This is a genomic window from Methanobrevibacter sp. AbM4, from assembly GCF_000404165.1.
GTDB classification, from domain to species: domain Archaea; phylum Methanobacteriota; class Methanobacteria; order Methanobacteriales; family Methanobacteriaceae; genus Methanarmilla; species Methanarmilla boviskoreani.
In genome coordinates, this window is record NC_021355.1 from 1127093 (window position 1) to 1143161 (window position 16069).

The 16069-nt window shown below is 27.0% G+C and carries 18 protein-coding genes; all 18 read right to left on the bottom strand.

Going from position 1 to position 16069, the window contains the following annotated elements; translation table 11 throughout:
• Positions 1 to 50 precede the first annotated feature (50 nt).
• The 18 genes from ABM4_RS04495 to rrp42 all read right to left on the bottom strand — a co-directional run bounded on the left by ABM4_RS04495 (position 51) and on the right by rrp42 (position 16068).
• Complete coding sequence (locus ABM4_RS04495) at positions 51 to 458, bottom strand: thioesterase family protein (protein ID WP_016358491.1); 408 nt, start codon at positions 456 to 458, stop codon at positions 51 to 53.
• 493 nt (positions 459 to 951) lie between these two features.
• Complete coding sequence (locus ABM4_RS04500) at positions 952 to 1818, bottom strand: cation diffusion facilitator family transporter (protein WP_016358492.1); 867 nt, start codon at positions 1816 to 1818, stop codon at positions 952 to 954.
• Between the two features lie 281 nt (positions 1819 to 2099).
• Positions 2100 to 3002, bottom strand: coding sequence for a PfkB family carbohydrate kinase (locus ABM4_RS04505; protein ID WP_016358493.1), 903 nt, complete (start codon positions 3000 to 3002; stop codon positions 2100 to 2102).
• A 147-nt stretch (positions 3003 to 3149) separates the two neighbouring features.
• Positions 3150 to 4031 carry a pyridoxal 5'-phosphate synthase lyase subunit PdxS gene (pdxS, locus tag ABM4_RS04510; protein ID WP_016358494.1) on the bottom strand — a complete coding sequence of 294 codons (882 nt, stop codon included), beginning with the start codon at positions 4029 to 4031 and terminating at the stop codon, positions 3150 to 3152.
• Positions 4032 to 4239: 208 nt separating this feature from the next.
• Entirely contained in the window at positions 4240 to 4425 is a 186-nt protein-coding gene (locus tag ABM4_RS04515; RefSeq protein WP_016358495.1) for a hypothetical protein, read from the bottom strand.
• Between the two features lie 242 nt (positions 4426 to 4667).
• Positions 4668 to 6065, bottom strand: coding sequence for a transposase (locus ABM4_RS04520; RefSeq protein ID WP_016358496.1), 1398 nt, complete (start codon positions 6063 to 6065; stop codon positions 4668 to 4670).
• A 443-nt stretch (positions 6066 to 6508) separates the two neighbouring features.
• Positions 6509 to 7195: a HisA/HisF family protein gene (locus ABM4_RS04525; RefSeq protein WP_016358497.1), complete on the bottom strand. Its 687-nt coding sequence runs from the start codon at positions 7193 to 7195 to the stop codon at positions 6509 to 6511.
• Positions 7196 to 7525: 330 nt separating this feature from the next.
• The gene (locus ABM4_RS04530) at positions 7526 to 8167 is read right to left on the bottom strand and encodes a metal-dependent transcriptional regulator (RefSeq protein WP_016358498.1); all 642 of its coding nucleotides are present in this window, start codon (positions 8165 to 8167) and stop codon (positions 7526 to 7528) included.
• A 155-nt stretch (positions 8168 to 8322) separates the two neighbouring features.
• A complete protein-coding gene (locus ABM4_RS04535) occupies positions 8323 to 8526 on the bottom strand; it encodes a hypothetical protein (RefSeq protein WP_016358499.1) in 204 nt (67 codons plus the stop codon).
• A gap of 384 nt (positions 8527 to 8910) precedes the next feature.
• Positions 8911 to 10905 carry a ferrous iron transport protein B gene (gene feoB / locus ABM4_RS04540; protein ID WP_016358500.1) on the bottom strand — a complete coding sequence of 665 codons (1995 nt, stop codon included), beginning with the start codon at positions 10903 to 10905 and terminating at the stop codon, positions 8911 to 8913.
• A gap of 542 nt (positions 10906 to 11447) precedes the next feature.
• Entirely contained in the window at positions 11448 to 11873 is a 426-nt protein-coding gene (locus ABM4_RS04545) for a putative zinc-binding protein (RefSeq protein ID WP_016358501.1), read from the bottom strand.
• A gap of 638 nt (positions 11874 to 12511) precedes the next feature.
• Entirely contained in the window at positions 12512 to 12796 is a 285-nt protein-coding gene (locus tag ABM4_RS04550) for a DUF3194 domain-containing protein (protein ID WP_016358502.1), read from the bottom strand.
• A gap of 53 nt (positions 12797 to 12849) precedes the next feature.
• On the bottom strand, positions 12850 to 13200 hold the full coding sequence (locus ABM4_RS04555; RefSeq protein WP_016358503.1) for a prefoldin subunit beta: 351 nt from the start codon (positions 13198 to 13200) through the stop codon (positions 12850 to 12852).
• A 339-nt stretch (positions 13201 to 13539) separates the two neighbouring features.
• Positions 13540 to 13809 (bottom strand): KEOPS complex subunit Pcc1, encoded by a 270-nt coding sequence (locus ABM4_RS04560; RefSeq protein ID WP_016358504.1) that lies wholly within the window; start codon positions 13807 to 13809, stop codon positions 13540 to 13542.
• A gap of 46 nt (positions 13810 to 13855) precedes the next feature.
• Positions 13856 to 14371 (bottom strand): ribosomal biogenesis protein, encoded by a 516-nt coding sequence (locus tag ABM4_RS04565; RefSeq protein ID WP_016358505.1) that lies wholly within the window; start codon positions 14369 to 14371, stop codon positions 13856 to 13858.
• A 96-nt stretch (positions 14372 to 14467) separates the two neighbouring features.
• Entirely contained in the window at positions 14468 to 14599 is a 132-nt protein-coding gene (locus ABM4_RS04570) for a DNA-directed RNA polymerase subunit P RpoP (RefSeq protein WP_016358506.1), read from the bottom strand.
• Positions 14600 to 14863: a 50S ribosomal protein L37Ae gene (rpl37A, locus tag ABM4_RS04575; protein WP_016358507.1), complete on the bottom strand. Its 264-nt coding sequence runs from the start codon at positions 14861 to 14863 to the stop codon at positions 14600 to 14602. It abuts the gene before it with no gap.
• 410 nt (positions 14864 to 15273) lie between these two features.
• Positions 15274 to 16068, bottom strand: a complete 795-nt coding sequence (gene rrp42 / locus ABM4_RS04580) for an exosome complex protein Rrp42 (protein WP_048200854.1) — start codon at positions 16066 to 16068, stop codon at positions 15274 to 15276.
• Position 16069: the final 1 nt, after the last annotated feature.

Below are 16069 nucleotides of genomic sequence, written 5' to 3' on the forward strand. Positions count from 1 at the left end.
AAAGAACCAATGAAAAATAGCCACTTTAAGAAAATATAAAAATAAAAAGATTATTCATCTTCAACATAGAGATGTTTATTTAATTCCTTTCTGATATCATCAGGAATACGAATTGATTTTTGCTCGTTAAAATCAAAATGAACCATTACAGCAGTACCTTTAGCACATAAACGATCATCTTGCCAAGCTTCGTGATATGTGGTAAATGAACTATTACCAATTCTTAAAACATAAGTTCTTATCTCAACATCAGTACCATAAAACATTTGATCCAAATATTCATAAGTGGTTTTAACCATAATCAATTTCCAGTCATCATGACTTACGGATAAGTCTGGTGTAAAGATTCTGAAAATATCATTTCTTGCAAGTTCAAACCATGTTCCTAAAACATTGTTGTTTATGTGTTGTAGCGCATCGGTATCACCAAATAATGGTGTAACCATTATATTAAACATTGTATCTCCTTAAATAAATTATTTAAATAAAAATCATCTATTTTTTTATTAAAATGATATTATATCTTATATTTAAACTATTATATAAAATGTTTTTTAATAAAAAACAGATTCAAAATCTTAAAAATCTACTGTAATCCCATTTAAAAAATTAAACCCGCAAAATTTTTTAAAGACCTTGAAAGTTAGAAACTATGTTTATATTAAAATCTTAAAACTTTTATAATCCAAAAGTTACCAGTTAAGAATTCAACATTAAAAAAAATAAAATAAAATAAAATAATTAAAACTTGTATAATTCAATCATGACATGTATATTCATAGATTAAAATCATTATAACTCATAATGATTATTAAAATAATTAAAAGTAGATATGATTAAATTAAAAATATAAAAAAATTATAAAACAGATAATGATTAGAATAAAAAATTTAATAAGAAAAAATAGAAAAAATACTCGATAATTGCTAATGAATAATAGAACACAGATTATTAGAAAATATACTCAATAGTACTCTCAGAAACATTAAACTCATCAGCAATATCATCAATATCTTTTCTAATCTTAATTAAATCGTCCTTATTATCAGATGTAACCTTAAGTTTTGCAGACATAATCTGATCTATACCATCCAAACTCCAAAGGTGAATATCTAAAATATCCTCAACATTATCAATTGATAGAATTTCTCCTTTAAGATTTTCAAAATTATATAAATCCGGAACCCTTTGAAGTAAAATCCTAATACTGTCTATTAATGTTTTACCTAACTGATATATCAGCCATATTGCTATTACAAGGGATATGATTGGATCAAGTATAGCTACATCCCAAAACATTAAAAGTACACTTAATACTAAAATAGCTAGCCATCTAAACACATCACCTAACATGTGGTAGCTGATTGCTTTTTCATTATAGGTTTGACCTTTATAAACCTTATAAACAGATAAACCTTTAAAAAGTATACCTACAAGTGCAAATACAAACATTCCTTTTGCATCAGGTGTTACAACACTAAACAATCTTGTTAAAGATTCATAAACAACTATAACTGATGCCACTATAACAGTACATGATGTAATTACAGCACCTAAAACAGAAAGTCTTTGATAACCATAGGTATATCTATCATTTTTCTCCTTAAGGGAAAATTTTTCAAGTATCCATGAAATTAATAGACAAAATGTATCAGTCATATCATGTATAGCATCTGATACAATAGCAATACTATTGGTATAAACGCCACCGAAGATTACAAAAATATTAAATAAAAGGCTTAGAATCAATGTTATAGATATATTCCCACTAGCTTTCTTATGAAAATCTTTTGATTTCTCAGTTGTACATTGTGCCATATTATTTATTATATAACAATAACTTAAAAAAGATTTATATGAATATATGTACAGATATTAAAAAAATATGATTTAAATTTATAAAATAAGAATTATATTATCTAGAAACTATTAATAGAATATAAACTACTTAAAAGAAGCTTATTAAAAGTGAAATTCCAATTAAAAATTTATTTAACTTAAACATTCACTAAAAGTTATTACAAACACCAATTTCCAACCAAAGAATATAAATTTTTAATCAATACTAAAAAATAACTTTTAGAAAAATAGATTTAATTTTAAAAACCCAAATTATCGAGTAATCTATCCAAGACATCTAATATGCTATCTTTAAATGGACCATTATTTTCCAATTTTAATGTTGATACAATGGAAGCGAATTGACCACTCTCATAAATGTTAGATTTGTTAAGACGTTTTACAATATATGCAGCCATATATGTGTCCCCTGCTCCTGTTGGAGAGGATATTTTTCCTGTAGGGCAAGCTTCAATATCATATAATCTTTCCTCATACTTATTATATATTAAAGATCCCTTACTATTTTCAGTTACTATAATCTCATTTGGACCTAAAGTAGACAAGTTTTTAATTGTATCTATCAAATCCAAGCTGTCCCCATATATGAACTCTGCTTCAAACTCATCTAAAAATAAAACATTTACATATTTTAGAATTTCTCTAAATTTATCAGGCATTGATTTTTTAACATAACCATTTAATGAATAATCCCTTAAAATTCCCTGTATTGAAAAGAATATCGGTAAATCAAAACCGCTTAAATATTTTAGCAAATCCAAGTCCACATCGGATAATAGCAGAGGATTAATTAAGATTCCATCATAATCCTTTAAATCAATATTTAGATTTTTAAAGTCCTTAAGTGTAATTGGTATTTCCGCAAAATTGGACTTTTGAATCCTATTTGAATCATTTAAATATTCATTTATAAAGATTAGTGTTTCATCTTTAAAAACCGGAATTATTCTATCTTCATTTGGAAAATTGTTTAATAGATACTCATCGTCTTTTGATAGAGCCGTAACAATTGTGTAGTCAGACTCTAAATTTTCCAAGACATATGACTCATAATATACAGCTCCCCCTATTGAGGATTTTGACTTGTTATTAAAAATATTCTTATCCTTTGTAATAGGACCAATAAGTAACAGATTGACCATACCATCACCTCCACAATAAATGGCTTAAAAAAATATCAAGAATTATATAAAATTAAAATAGAATAAATAGTTTTCTATAGAATATGGCTTTAAATTAGAATTATGAAATTAAAAAAAAAGAAAAGGAATTTAAAAAATAGATAATATCTAAATACCTCTATCTTGCATTCTGTCTTCTTGGGATAAAGTAGACATGTCTAAACCTTTCATTGCTTCACCTAAGTTTTTAGAAACCTCAGCTAAAACATCAGGTTTATCATAGTTTGCGGTAGCTTCCACAATAGCATGTGCAAATGCAGGAGGATTATTGGATTTGAAGATTCCTGAACCTACAAAGATTCCATCTGATCCTAATTGCATCATTAATGAAGCGTCTGCAGGGGTAGCAATACCTCCAGCAGCAAAGTTAACTACAGGTAATTTACCAAGTTTTGCAGTTTCACGAACGAGTTCAATCGGTGCTTCGATATCCCTTGCATATCTCCAAATTTCCTCTTCATCCAAACCTTGAACAGTTCTGATTTCACCCATAACCATTCTCATATGACGAACAGCTTCAACAATGTTTCCAGTACCAGGTTCACCTTTGGTACGAATCATTGCAGCACCTTCATCAATTCTTCTTAATGCTTCACCTAAGTTTCTAGCACCACATACAAATGGAATGGTGAATTCTTTCTTATTAATATGATAAACATCATCGGCAGGTGTAAGTACTTCACTCTCATCAATCATGTCTACGCCTAAAGTTTCGAGTATTTGAGCTTCTGCAATATGACCAATTCTACATTTAGCCATGACAGGAATGGAAACAGCATCAACTACTTCTTCAGTAATGGATGGATCAGCCATTCTAGCTACTCCACCAGCTTTACGGATATCTGCAGGAACTTTTTCTAAAGCCATAACAGCTACAGCACCAGCATCTTCTGCAATACCTGCTTGTTCTGCATTTACAACATCCATAATGACTCCGCCTTTTGTCATTTTAGCGAAACCTTCTTTTAATACATCAGTACCTTTTTGCATTATATTTTCTCCTTTCTATAATTTTAAAACTAGTCAATTATCGAAAATTAATATTAAATTGCAAATATTTAATATCCATTGTAAATTTCTATTAAAATATAGAGCAATCTTATTTTTATAATAACTATAATATAAAATTTAATTATTAACTATTGTTATAATTTATTTTCTAAAAATAGATTCTGAAAACAAGAATCATGAAAAGTAACTATCCTAAAAGAATAGGACGTAAAACTATAAATGGACTGAAAGCCGCTATCAGAAACAAAACAATACCTACCATTAATTTATATCTGTTATTATCCATTTCACCAGAGATTATAAATAATACTCCAAAGAAAGCTAAAACAACTGGTAATATATGTGAAAATAATAATGTTCCGTTTACTGGCATTTTATCACTAAATTAACATTTTTTAAAAAAAATATAGTTATTATTCAATAATATTATACTATTAATATTTAATAATAAAGTTATATATATGTTTCCCTTCATTGGAATTTTTATACTATAAACAACATTTTTAAATTTTATAAACACCGGAAAAAGAATAAGCTTTAACTGTTTTCAATATTTAAAAAGAATAATATTTCTATACGAGGTTGTAAAAAATTCAACTGATGGCTTGAATTTTTTTAAATTTGTTTTATTGTTTTGTAGTTTCTTATGATTTCTTTGGTTTGGAATTCGTTTTTTACTCCGTTTACTGTTCGGAATATGTTTTTTCTGCTTCTTGGTAGTGTTGTTCTGAATAATAGTTCTATTGTGTTGTTTGTTTTTGGTATGTTTTTGTTTTTCATATGATTTAAGTAGTTTTCTATGTTTTTGGTGATTTTTGGTATTTTTTTGGCTATTATTTCGGGTATTTGGTCTATTTCTTCTTTTAATTTGTTTATTCTTTTTGTTGCTGTTTTTATTTTTTTGGATTTGAATATTAATGATATTTTGTCCATGTATTTTTCTAGTTTTTTGATTTTGTGTTTGTTTTCTCTTATTTTAAATTTTAGAATGTTTAATTGTATTTTTAGGCTTTTTATTTGTTCATTTATTTTTATTCTTTTTTTGTCTGTTTTTTTGATTCTGCCTCTTTTGATTTGGATTTTACTTTGTAATTTTTCGATTTTAGTTGTTATTTTTTCTATTTTATTTTTGTTTGTTTTGTTTTGTCTTTTTAGTTTGTTTATTTGTTTGTATGCGGGTTTTCGTATTTCATGTATTAAATGGAATACACATTGTTGGTGTATTATGTTGTTTTCTTTGCAGAATTTTTTATAGATTGGGTGTCCGTCTGTTATTAGTACTTTTAGTTTAAATTCTTTTGTGGATTCTTTGATGAAGTTTTCGAACGTTTTTTGGTTGAATTTGTTTTTGTGTATTATTTTTGTGTTAATTGTTATTTTGCTTATTGCGTCTATTATGCTTAATCTGAGGTATGTTTGTCTTGATATGTTCAAATATTGTTCGTCGTAGTGGATTATTCCACTATATTCGATTTCATGTTCTTTGATTTGTTTTTTAATGTGTTTTTCGTGTTTTAGTATCCAGTCATCGATTTTTTGTTTAAATGTGTTGTAGATTGTTTGATGGCTTATATTTAGGTTTTCTGTTTTGTTTATGATGTTTGCAACTTTGTTATATGGTATATAGGTTTGTGTTTTGAATATTATTGCTTTTTCTTTTGTTTTCTTTGAATAATTGCAGTATTTGTCTTTAAATTTTGTTATATCTGTTGTTTCGTAGTGTTTGCATTTTTTCGAGCTGCAAACGTATTTTTGTAGATATATTTCGTGTTTTTTCTCGTATTTTATTTTGGTTAGTCCGTTTTTGTTTAGTGGTGCTCCGCATTTACTGCAATATTCTTTTTTCTTGACTATTATTGCTTTGTTAGTGGGTTCAGTTAGTTTTAAGAAGATAATTGCTATTTCAGGGTCTAGATCATTTGTGATTTTTATGTGATTTTTTTGTGTTTTTGAATCGAAAAAAATAAATATTTCTTCATTTAAATTATTAATTGTGGGTGTATTTTGCTTCATATTAATATATATGCCCACATTATTATTTAACTCTTTTTATGCTATTTTTCAGTTGAAATAGCGCTTATTATTTTATTATTTTGTATATTACTTTATATTAATTAAGTATTTTATTTTTAGGACTTGTTTTGTTTGTTTTTATTAAATTAGAGTTTTGTTTTGTTTATTTTGGTGTTATGATTTTCTGTTGTTATTTTGGTTCATTGTTCTTTTATTTTAATGTAACTTATTATTTTTTAGTTTTATGTTATTTTATAACTTTTGAAGTTGTATTTCAACTGTAAATTGTTTTTTAGTTAGAATTAGAAAAAATAAGTGGTTTATCATCAGTTGAATTTTTTACAGTCCCTTCTATACCATTATAATTTCTAAAATAAGAACAGATCCTAACTGTTTTTAAAAAATAATAATAAAAAAATCATTAAAAATTCAATTAATTAAAATTATAATGTGGAAATACTTCCGTTATGTAAGGCAGTACCTATTAATGCTTTTTTTACACCATACCTTTCAAGGGGCTCTAAATCCTCTTGATTAATACCTCCGCCAATTATGATCTTATCCTTAAACTCTTTAAAATCATCCAAAAAGCGAGTATCATAACCATTTCCAGTTCCAACATCAGATATATTTAAAAGGATAATCTCATTAGGATCAAGTTCCCTTAACACATCCTTAAACTCTTCCAGATTCATATCCAAATTGTTTGAATAAAGTCGTCCGTCTTTAATATCAACACTTACAACAATCCTCTCACGTGGAAATGTGTTAAAAATTTTCCTCATCTCGTCAATGGATTCAATCGTCTCAGTTGCAACTATAAGTTTATATGCAAAATCAAGATAAAACTTAAAAGATTCAAAATCCTTAATACCGCAATCCAACATTACAGGCAAAACAGTATTAACATCCTTGATTTTATAAAGATTATTACCCTGTTTTTCAATTAAATCCAAATCAGCGATGTAAATCTCCTTGGCACCATAAAGCTCAAGGCCATTTGCAATATTCAAAGGGTCTGAGTTTGGAGCATAAATTGTATTTAATGGAGTATAGGTAGACCTATTGCCACTTTTTCCACTGACAGCCTGATTACCTTTTAAATCTAAAACTGGTACTATTTCAATCATTTAATCACTTGTTAATCACTTGCATATAATAATTATTATATTATATAAAAGAACTTAATTTAATATTTTTCTAAAAATAATACATTCTTAAAAAAATAATAAAAATTAAGATAAAATGATCAATAGCCAATTAGTAGAAATCCCATAAATAAGTATAAAGGACTTTAATTTTTTATAAAAAGAGCAATAAAAAAAGAGATTATATAAAAATAGAACAATTAAGAATAGTGAAATCAGACATTAAAAACTAAAATGAAAAAAAATCAACACTTTTAAAAAATCAAATAATTTAAACTAGATAATGAAAGATTTATAAAAAAAAATGAAAAATTATACCGGCTCGTTAGATTCAACAACTACATAAATCTCATTTGCCAATTCTTTATCTACGGCTAACTGGGTATTACCTAACTGAAATACAAAGATTGGAAATTTTTGAATCAATTGAATCTTAGAACCTGGAAGAAGACCCAAATTCATAATCTTCTGTAATTTCTTAGCATCTGCAGTCTTAATATATGATACTGTTCCAATATCACCTACCTCAGTTTCAAGAAGTGGAACGGCTGAATCCTTATTATCGACTACCATACCATCACGTGGCGGAATTGTATGACCATGTGGGCATTTTTTAGGATAACCGAGAATCCTCATAATATTGTCTTCAACATCATGACTCATTACATGTTCAATCTGATCCGCCAAATCCTCCATCTCATCCCTATCTGCAAGGAACAAATCAGCCACAACAGTCTCGGCAATCCTATGTTTTCTGACAAGTTCCCTTCCCAGATATTCACCAGACTCTGATAATAAGATTTTATGATGATCTATATTAATATATCCTTTTTTAAATAATTCTGTAATATAGTCCTTATCAATTTGATCTTCGGTCATGATGTCCTTATCTTCCTTTTCCTTAACCCAAAGATTACGAAGAATATCCTCTATGTCTTTAGTTCTTAATGACATTTTTAATCCCCTTTATAATATTATCTGTTAAAAATATGATTCTAAACTTTTATCAGTCTAATAAAACTACATTTTAAAAATTAATCCAAACTTTTTGTAATAAATAAAATAACCTGTAAAAAGAAATTCTGAAATTTTTATAGTTTAAATTAGAATCACCTGTTAAAAATACAATCCTTTATCTTTCCTACTGAGTTTTCAATGAATTTATATGACTTTGATTCCGGTAAAATCTCATATCCACAATTAGGACAGTGAATTACCTGGCAGTCTATTGGACAGCCTTCACAACTTTCACCATCACAGAGTTTAAATTCATATCCACAAAACTCACATTTTACCATAACATCTTCTGACATATTATCCGCCACTATCCTTTATGAAATCATTAGAAAATTGAATATTATCAATCCACTACCATAATAATTTCAATGAAAAGTATAAATTAAATTTAAGTATTCACCTGATAATTAAAATAATAAATTAAATATTTTCATCAATCAAATAACCCCATTATAAATATTATTCTATATAAATAAATTAAAATAAAAAATTTATAATTAATATAATTAATTATAGATTTAATTTACTTAATCATACTTTTAAAACTATAGTAATGAATTGTGTAAATACACATATTGCTAATTAAATAATTATATCCTGACAATTTTTAATTCCATCACAATATCCATGTTAAATAAGCCAATTTAGTAAACAGCTGCATTTCATGTTTAATATCCTATTTAAAATACTACTCCAAATGTCGTAAGTACTAAGTTAAGTAGGAAACCTGCTGTAAATGCAAGTACAATACTTAATATTGCAATACCTACAGCTATCTTTACCCCTCTTTCCTTAATCATTACAATAAACTGTGCAATACATGGTACAAACAAGGTTAAGGTAACACTTGCTACAAGTAATTGTACACCAGTTAAGGTATCCCTAATCTTTAAGATTCCCGCTGCACCAAAGTCTCTTCTAAAGAATCCTAAGATAAATGATTGGGTTGTTGAAGTTGGAAGACCTATAGCCTGTATAATCGGATTAAATAATTTAATGATTAATTGGAAGATACCTACAAGATCAAGACCCCAGATTAAAACACTTATAAGGATAAATATTGGTAACAATTCCTTAATATACATTACAACCCTTGTCCAGGTTTTTTTAAGTATATGCTTAGGTTTAGGAACTCTTAAAGGAGGAAGTTCCATGAAGAAACTTGCCTGTGAACCTGGTACAAATCTCTTAGCAATAAGCCCTACAACTATAAAGTTGAATATGATTATTCCAAGCCATATCCATAATGTAATGGGATGTGAGGATAACAATGACATTATTACTCCAAGCTGTGCAGAACATGGAATAGTTAAAGCCATGAGTATTGTTGCAATAATTCTTTCACGGTTGGTCTCAAGAGTACGTGTGGTCATGGTTGCCATACTTCCACAGCCTACTGCCAAAACCATAGGAATAATTGAACGACCACTTAAACCTATCTTTTTAAAAGCGTTGTCAGTTAAAAGTGCAAGTCTTGGAAGATAACCGCTATCTTCAAGTATTGAAAATACAATGAAGAACAAACTCACAATTGGGAAAATAATTCCAATACCATAACTTAAACCGAATGTTACAATACCATAACTACCTATAAACAAGTCTTGTATTGGTTTCCATGGTATAACAGCCAAAACAATTTGAGTTAAAAATGGATTTATCCATTCTCCAAATATTACATCCTCAAAGAAATCAACCAAATATCCGGCACCTAAAACCCCTACGAATAGATACAATCCGAAGTATAAAACCAATGCCAGAATAATCAAACCGTAAACCGGATGTATCATCAATCTTGATAGTTTTTCTTTAAAATCATCATTTGTCTGAGGTTTAACCTTGTTTATTGTTGTAAATTCATCTTTAAAATATAGTGCATACTTAGACAATTGTAATTTGGTTAAATATTTAATCGGATCGTCATACTCCTTTTCAATTGAATCTACTAAACTAAAAACATCCGCATAGTTTTTTTCATGTTTTTTAACGGTATTTCTAATATCTTTATCTCCCTCTAAAAGTAGAATAGCTACTGCACGATTAGTCATCTCATCATATCTATGTTCCAATTTAGATTCCACTTTATTAATGGAGCTTTCTAAATCATTACCATAATGGATTACAATTCTGGCTTTTGAATTAGAATCGATATTCTTTTTAATATCATCATAATTTAATATTGTATTCTTTAGCTCGTCTAAACCAATATCGTTTGCAGCTGAAGTTAAGACTACGGGAATACCTAATTTAGCAGACAATCCTTCCTTATCTACTTTAGCACCCATACAGTCTAATTCATCAATCATATTTAATACCAAAATTACATCAGTACCTGCATCAATCAACTGTAAAGTCAAATCAATCGATTTATCAATATTTTTAGCATCTATAACATGTACAACTAAATCATAATCTCCACTAAATAGAAGTAATTTAGCAATTCTTTCCTCTTCGGTTATTGTATTTAAATCATACATTCCTGGAGGATCTGTAATTTCAATTGTTTCTCCATCAATTTTAAAATTACCTGTATCAATATCAACAGTTGTTCCAGGATAATTGGAAACTGTAGCAGAAAGACCTGTTAATTTATTAAAAGTAAGACTTTTACCTACATTAGGATTACCTATAAGCAATACATTATGAAGGTAATTTGTACTGTCCTTCTTGTTTTCCAATAATTTTTCATCTCTTGTTTCTTGACCATCTAAAATAGAAAACCCCTCTCTTTAAAAAAATTAATAAATAAAATTTTAGGTTTACCTAAACAAAGTATTATTTTTACCACATATATAGTTTATTGAGTTTAGGTTTACCTAAAAAGAAATTAAAATTTTAATCAAGGTTAAATTTAATAGAAGACAATTTATATTGAATTTAAAAATTAAGAAATAATATTTATAAAACCTATTAGAAAAGATTCAAAACCAATTAAACATACATAAGGGTAATGAAAAATTAATTGAGGATATTAGAGTAATAGAACTAAAAAATAAAATGAAACAATAAAGAATACAATGTTTAAAAAAAGGCCAATTAAAAAAATAATAGAATAGATTAACCATTAAAATAGAAAATAAAATCAAAAAACAATTGAAATCAGCCAATTGATTAGTAAAAATAGAAAATAAAATCAAATAAATGAGATTAATCAATTATTAAAAATCGGAAAATCAGATAAAAAATATTATTAAAAGATTAAAGTTAAATGAATAATAAATTATAAACTTTTAGCCTTGTCAAGCTCTTCATCTATAATCTTTTCAAGTTCCTCTTTTACAATACCAACACAGATTTCCCCCTCATCATCCAACCTTGCGGAATCATTTGGTTCATGACCTGTAGGTTTTAAAATCTGATCTATATTAATATGGCGAACCACATCAATACCTTTGCTTTTTAATATTTTATTAACACAATTACTCTGACAGCCATTGATTGCAATAATCGGATATTTATCAATGAGATTAATAAAATTCTCATTATCTGCAGATGTTGCGGATATACAAATAGACATTACATCATCAGAATCAATAGCTACATCAGTCACTACAGCTCTACCCACTAATCCATTAGGGCTCATTCCACTACAACATGAAATAGCTACCTTATTATCATCCCATACAATTTCATCATTTTCTTCCATCTTATCAACCACTAAAATAGTATAAACTCTTAATGAAATTAAATATACTTAATTTTAAAAATCTAATAAAATATTTAATCCTTATATTACTTATAATTTTATACAAATTTAATTATTAGGAAAGGATTTTCACATAAAGTCATTAATAAAAATAGAAAACAATAAACCATTATTAGAATTAAAAAAATGCCTTAATAAAAAAAGTTGTTGATAAAAGGTAAAGTAACCCTAATATTACCCTTTAATAAAAAATAAAAACTAAGGTTGGACCCTTACACATACTTTTAAACTTTCTAGTATATAAATGTTATTTGAAAATAATTAAAGTTTACTTTAAAATATTATAGACAAATTTATAAAAAAATAAGGATCATATCAAGTAAAATAGCAGAATTCTAGTTTATAAAAAGTGAAACTAATAAAAACAGGCAAAACAAGATTATTATTAAAAAATAATTAACAATTGTTCATGTGTTCTAAAATAAATGAGAGCTAAATAAAAAAAATTTATTAAAATAAACCTTAATAGAATATAATTTTAAACAGAATAAGTAAAATTCATCAGATGTTTAATAGAAATAAAAATCTAAAAAAATCCGTTATTAAAAAAAGTTAATTAGTAAAATAGTTATAAAAAACTATTCTCTATAATTTTCATCTATGAAAACATCTAATTTTTCATAGGATTCATCTACAACATTTTGAATATCTTCCTGACTTAGATTTGATAAAGCATCAACATCAACATTAATTTTTAAATCAACATTAAGTTCTTCATTTTCGTAACTTATGTCTGTTAAAATACTTTGATCTATAACTTCTTTAGAAGATACATGTTGTGATAATTTATTTTCTGCAGTGTTGGTAAGAAAATAAGTTATAGCATCTAAGTCATCTTGTGTTAATTCTTTAAGTTTTCTCATATAGTCATCTTTTGAAAATTTTAAATTAAAAAGTAATAAGTATTTAAAAATACTTAGTTAATATTTAAACCATTCATAGTATTTTGAATACTGGTTTGCATTTCCTGAAGTTTTTTCATGACTCTTTCTTCTTGACGTGCCATGGTTTTTTGTCTTAATTGAAGGGTTTCTAATTGTTCTTTAGTTTCATCATAAATATCATCACGATTTACTTTAATAAGTAAAGAACCAGCAGATTTGTAAACCTCAGTATCAGAATTAGTCTTTTCAAGTTCAGCAATAGCCCTTTCAGTTTCATTTATTTGTAAATCGAGGTTTTGTTTTTGAACGGTTACAGCTTGAGCTTGTTGTTGTAAATTTTGATATTGATTCAATTGTTCTTGTACATTTTTTGGTAAATCCATAATATCACCTTTTTTTGAAATATTTAATTAAATAATATTAATATTATAATTTAATTTATATATTTAATATTTAATAAAGATATCTTAAATTAGTCAGATTATCATCAGAAAAAATATTATTAATAAAACTTTACCCATTGAAAAAGAAACTAATATTATCTAAAAATTTAATAAACCACATAAATGAAAAGCTCATTTAAAGGATTTAAAATCTCTTAACCTATTTATTAATAAATAATTTATTCATTCAAAGAGAATTAATTTCCTAATATACCTATTATTTATGATTTGGTCATCAAATAGAAAAAATAATTTAATTTAGATATAAATCAATAGAAATTACTCGATAAGATTATTAACTTCTAAGGATAGTTTAATCCATTTAATAGCCGAATTTATAGATGCCCTATAACTTGTTGCATCCTCGGCCTCTATATTAATAGTAATTATATTATCATGAACCTCTAAATCCATAGATGATCTATAATCTGGAGAAGTTTCAAATTCAAGTAAAACCGCATCATATATAATCTTAGCTTGTTTTGCATCATCAAATTTTATTGTAATATTATGGTTAATTGAATCAATAAAATTATTTTCCTTCTCCATAATCCTCACATAATAAATTAGTTATAAAAAAAATAAAGTAAATAGTCTAATTATCAAGAATCTTCCTAACTGCTATTTGAAGATCAATTTTTTCCCCATTTTTATTGTAAAAATCGATTATTCCAATTTTATAATCTACATAATCCTTCTCTATATACTCCTTTTGATCTTCCTCAGTATATTTATGAATGTAGAGATAATTCTCACTTGGATTATCATCTAATTCCGCATCAAGTAAGTCTGCAATTACAGCCAATTCCTCCACTTCACATTTAACTTTGAGATTTTTAGGGTTCATATGAAGACGGGTATTCTGGGTTTTAACAGTAACCAATATTGATAAAACCTTTTCTGCCCTTGAAAAAAATGTAATTTTACTAGGATTGCCCTTAATCTCATATACAAAAGCAGTTGAATCATTACCTAGAGTAGTGGATTTTAAAAGTATATCCCTAATACTACTTTTTCCTCTATTAATATATTCTGAACCTGTAGCATGCATTAAATTCTTACAAAATTTACGTGTATTTTGAGAAGGTTTTCTAGATGTTGAAATAAGCATATAATCACTGATAAAATAAATATCAAATTACAAAGTAATTAAATTAAAATAAGTTAATAAAAAATTAGAGATATAAGTTAAAAAGAAAAATAAAAATTATCTTGCTTTAATTGTCCTTTTTACAGCAGGAGTTTGTTTGAATAAGATTCTGTATCTGCATTTAGGACATTTATTTTCTTCATAACTTTTGTGGTCCATTACATAGCCACAGTTAGGACATCTATACAATTAGTTTCCCCCATTTTTAACATTACGTTTTGCAGCTTTTGCCATAGGAGTTTCAGGAGTGTATGCTCCACCAGTGAAAACTGTTCCACATTTATTACATTTCCATATTCCTGCAGCAACTCTTTTTACACCAGGTCTGTCACATTGAGGACATACATGTTTTTGTTTCATGTTTTCTTCAATAATTTTAACAGATCTTTTAGCTTTTCTTCCGTATCTTGCACCGAATCTTCCAGTGATTCCCACTTTTTTTGTTCTAGCCATTATATTTCTCTCCAAATAATTATAATATAAAATATCATTAATCCATATATGGACTAAATAAAAGCCTATTAAACTAATCAAAAAATAATTAATGTTAATAGAAAAAAATTCCCTATTATTTAATGAAATAATATAAGAATAAAATTATAAAATTTATCTTTAATTGTGAATTAATAAAACATAAATTTATCTAATATAATAATTTAGCACTTTACAGTATTTAAAGTTATTGTTTTTACCAGTATTTTTAATATAAAATTTCAATAAATAAAAAAATATCACATCTAAAACCTTAATCTCGATATATGAATTTTAAGAGCAAATAAAATTCGAGAAGGATTTTAGACCGTTTAAATAAAATTTCAAAATGATGTTACAATAAAAATTAAAAAAAGAATGAAAAATTTTATTTAAAAATCTAAATTAGATAGAATCATTTCATTTTTAGATAATGCTACCTTTACCGCATCAAATATTTCCTCTTTACTTAAAGGTTTGGAACCGCCTTTTTGCATGGAACAAATACTTCCTGATTCAGTAATACCTACTGATAATCTGGCAGATAAAACACGTTCCTCATCAAGTGAAGGATCTAAAACCATTTTATCACCGATTTTAACAAAGGTGGATAATGCGACATTATGATTTAAGGGAACATTATATGTTTCTTCCTCATCAAGAACAACCTCATCATCAACAACTGTTGCCTTTGGTAACTTACATGTTTTAAGTGCAGCATTTACAGCCAGATTAGCACAGTCAAAAAGATTTCCACAGTTATCTATCACATGAATATCAATAAACAACATCCAGACATGTTTACCTTCTTCAATACATAACTCATCTAATTTGACCATTTCACTTTCTCGGATTCCACGATCCACAACACGTGCAAGTTCAATGGATTCCTGTGAAGGTGGACCTGGTTCAAATTCAGGATCAGCCATTGGAAGCAATTCACAGTTTGTCATCAATACTCCAACATCAGGTGTATCTGGGAATGGTTCCCCAATGGAAGGTTTAATTCCAACAACAACCTTGGTCTTTCCAAGCTGGCATAAAGCTGAACCTTCAGCCTTAGGAATTATATCTGTTTCAATGTTAATGTTTCTATATTCATCAAGAGCCCTTCCATCAACTCTCTCATTATTATTTACAAGATTTGTAATATTATCAATAGTAATTTCCGGTATTACATCCATAATA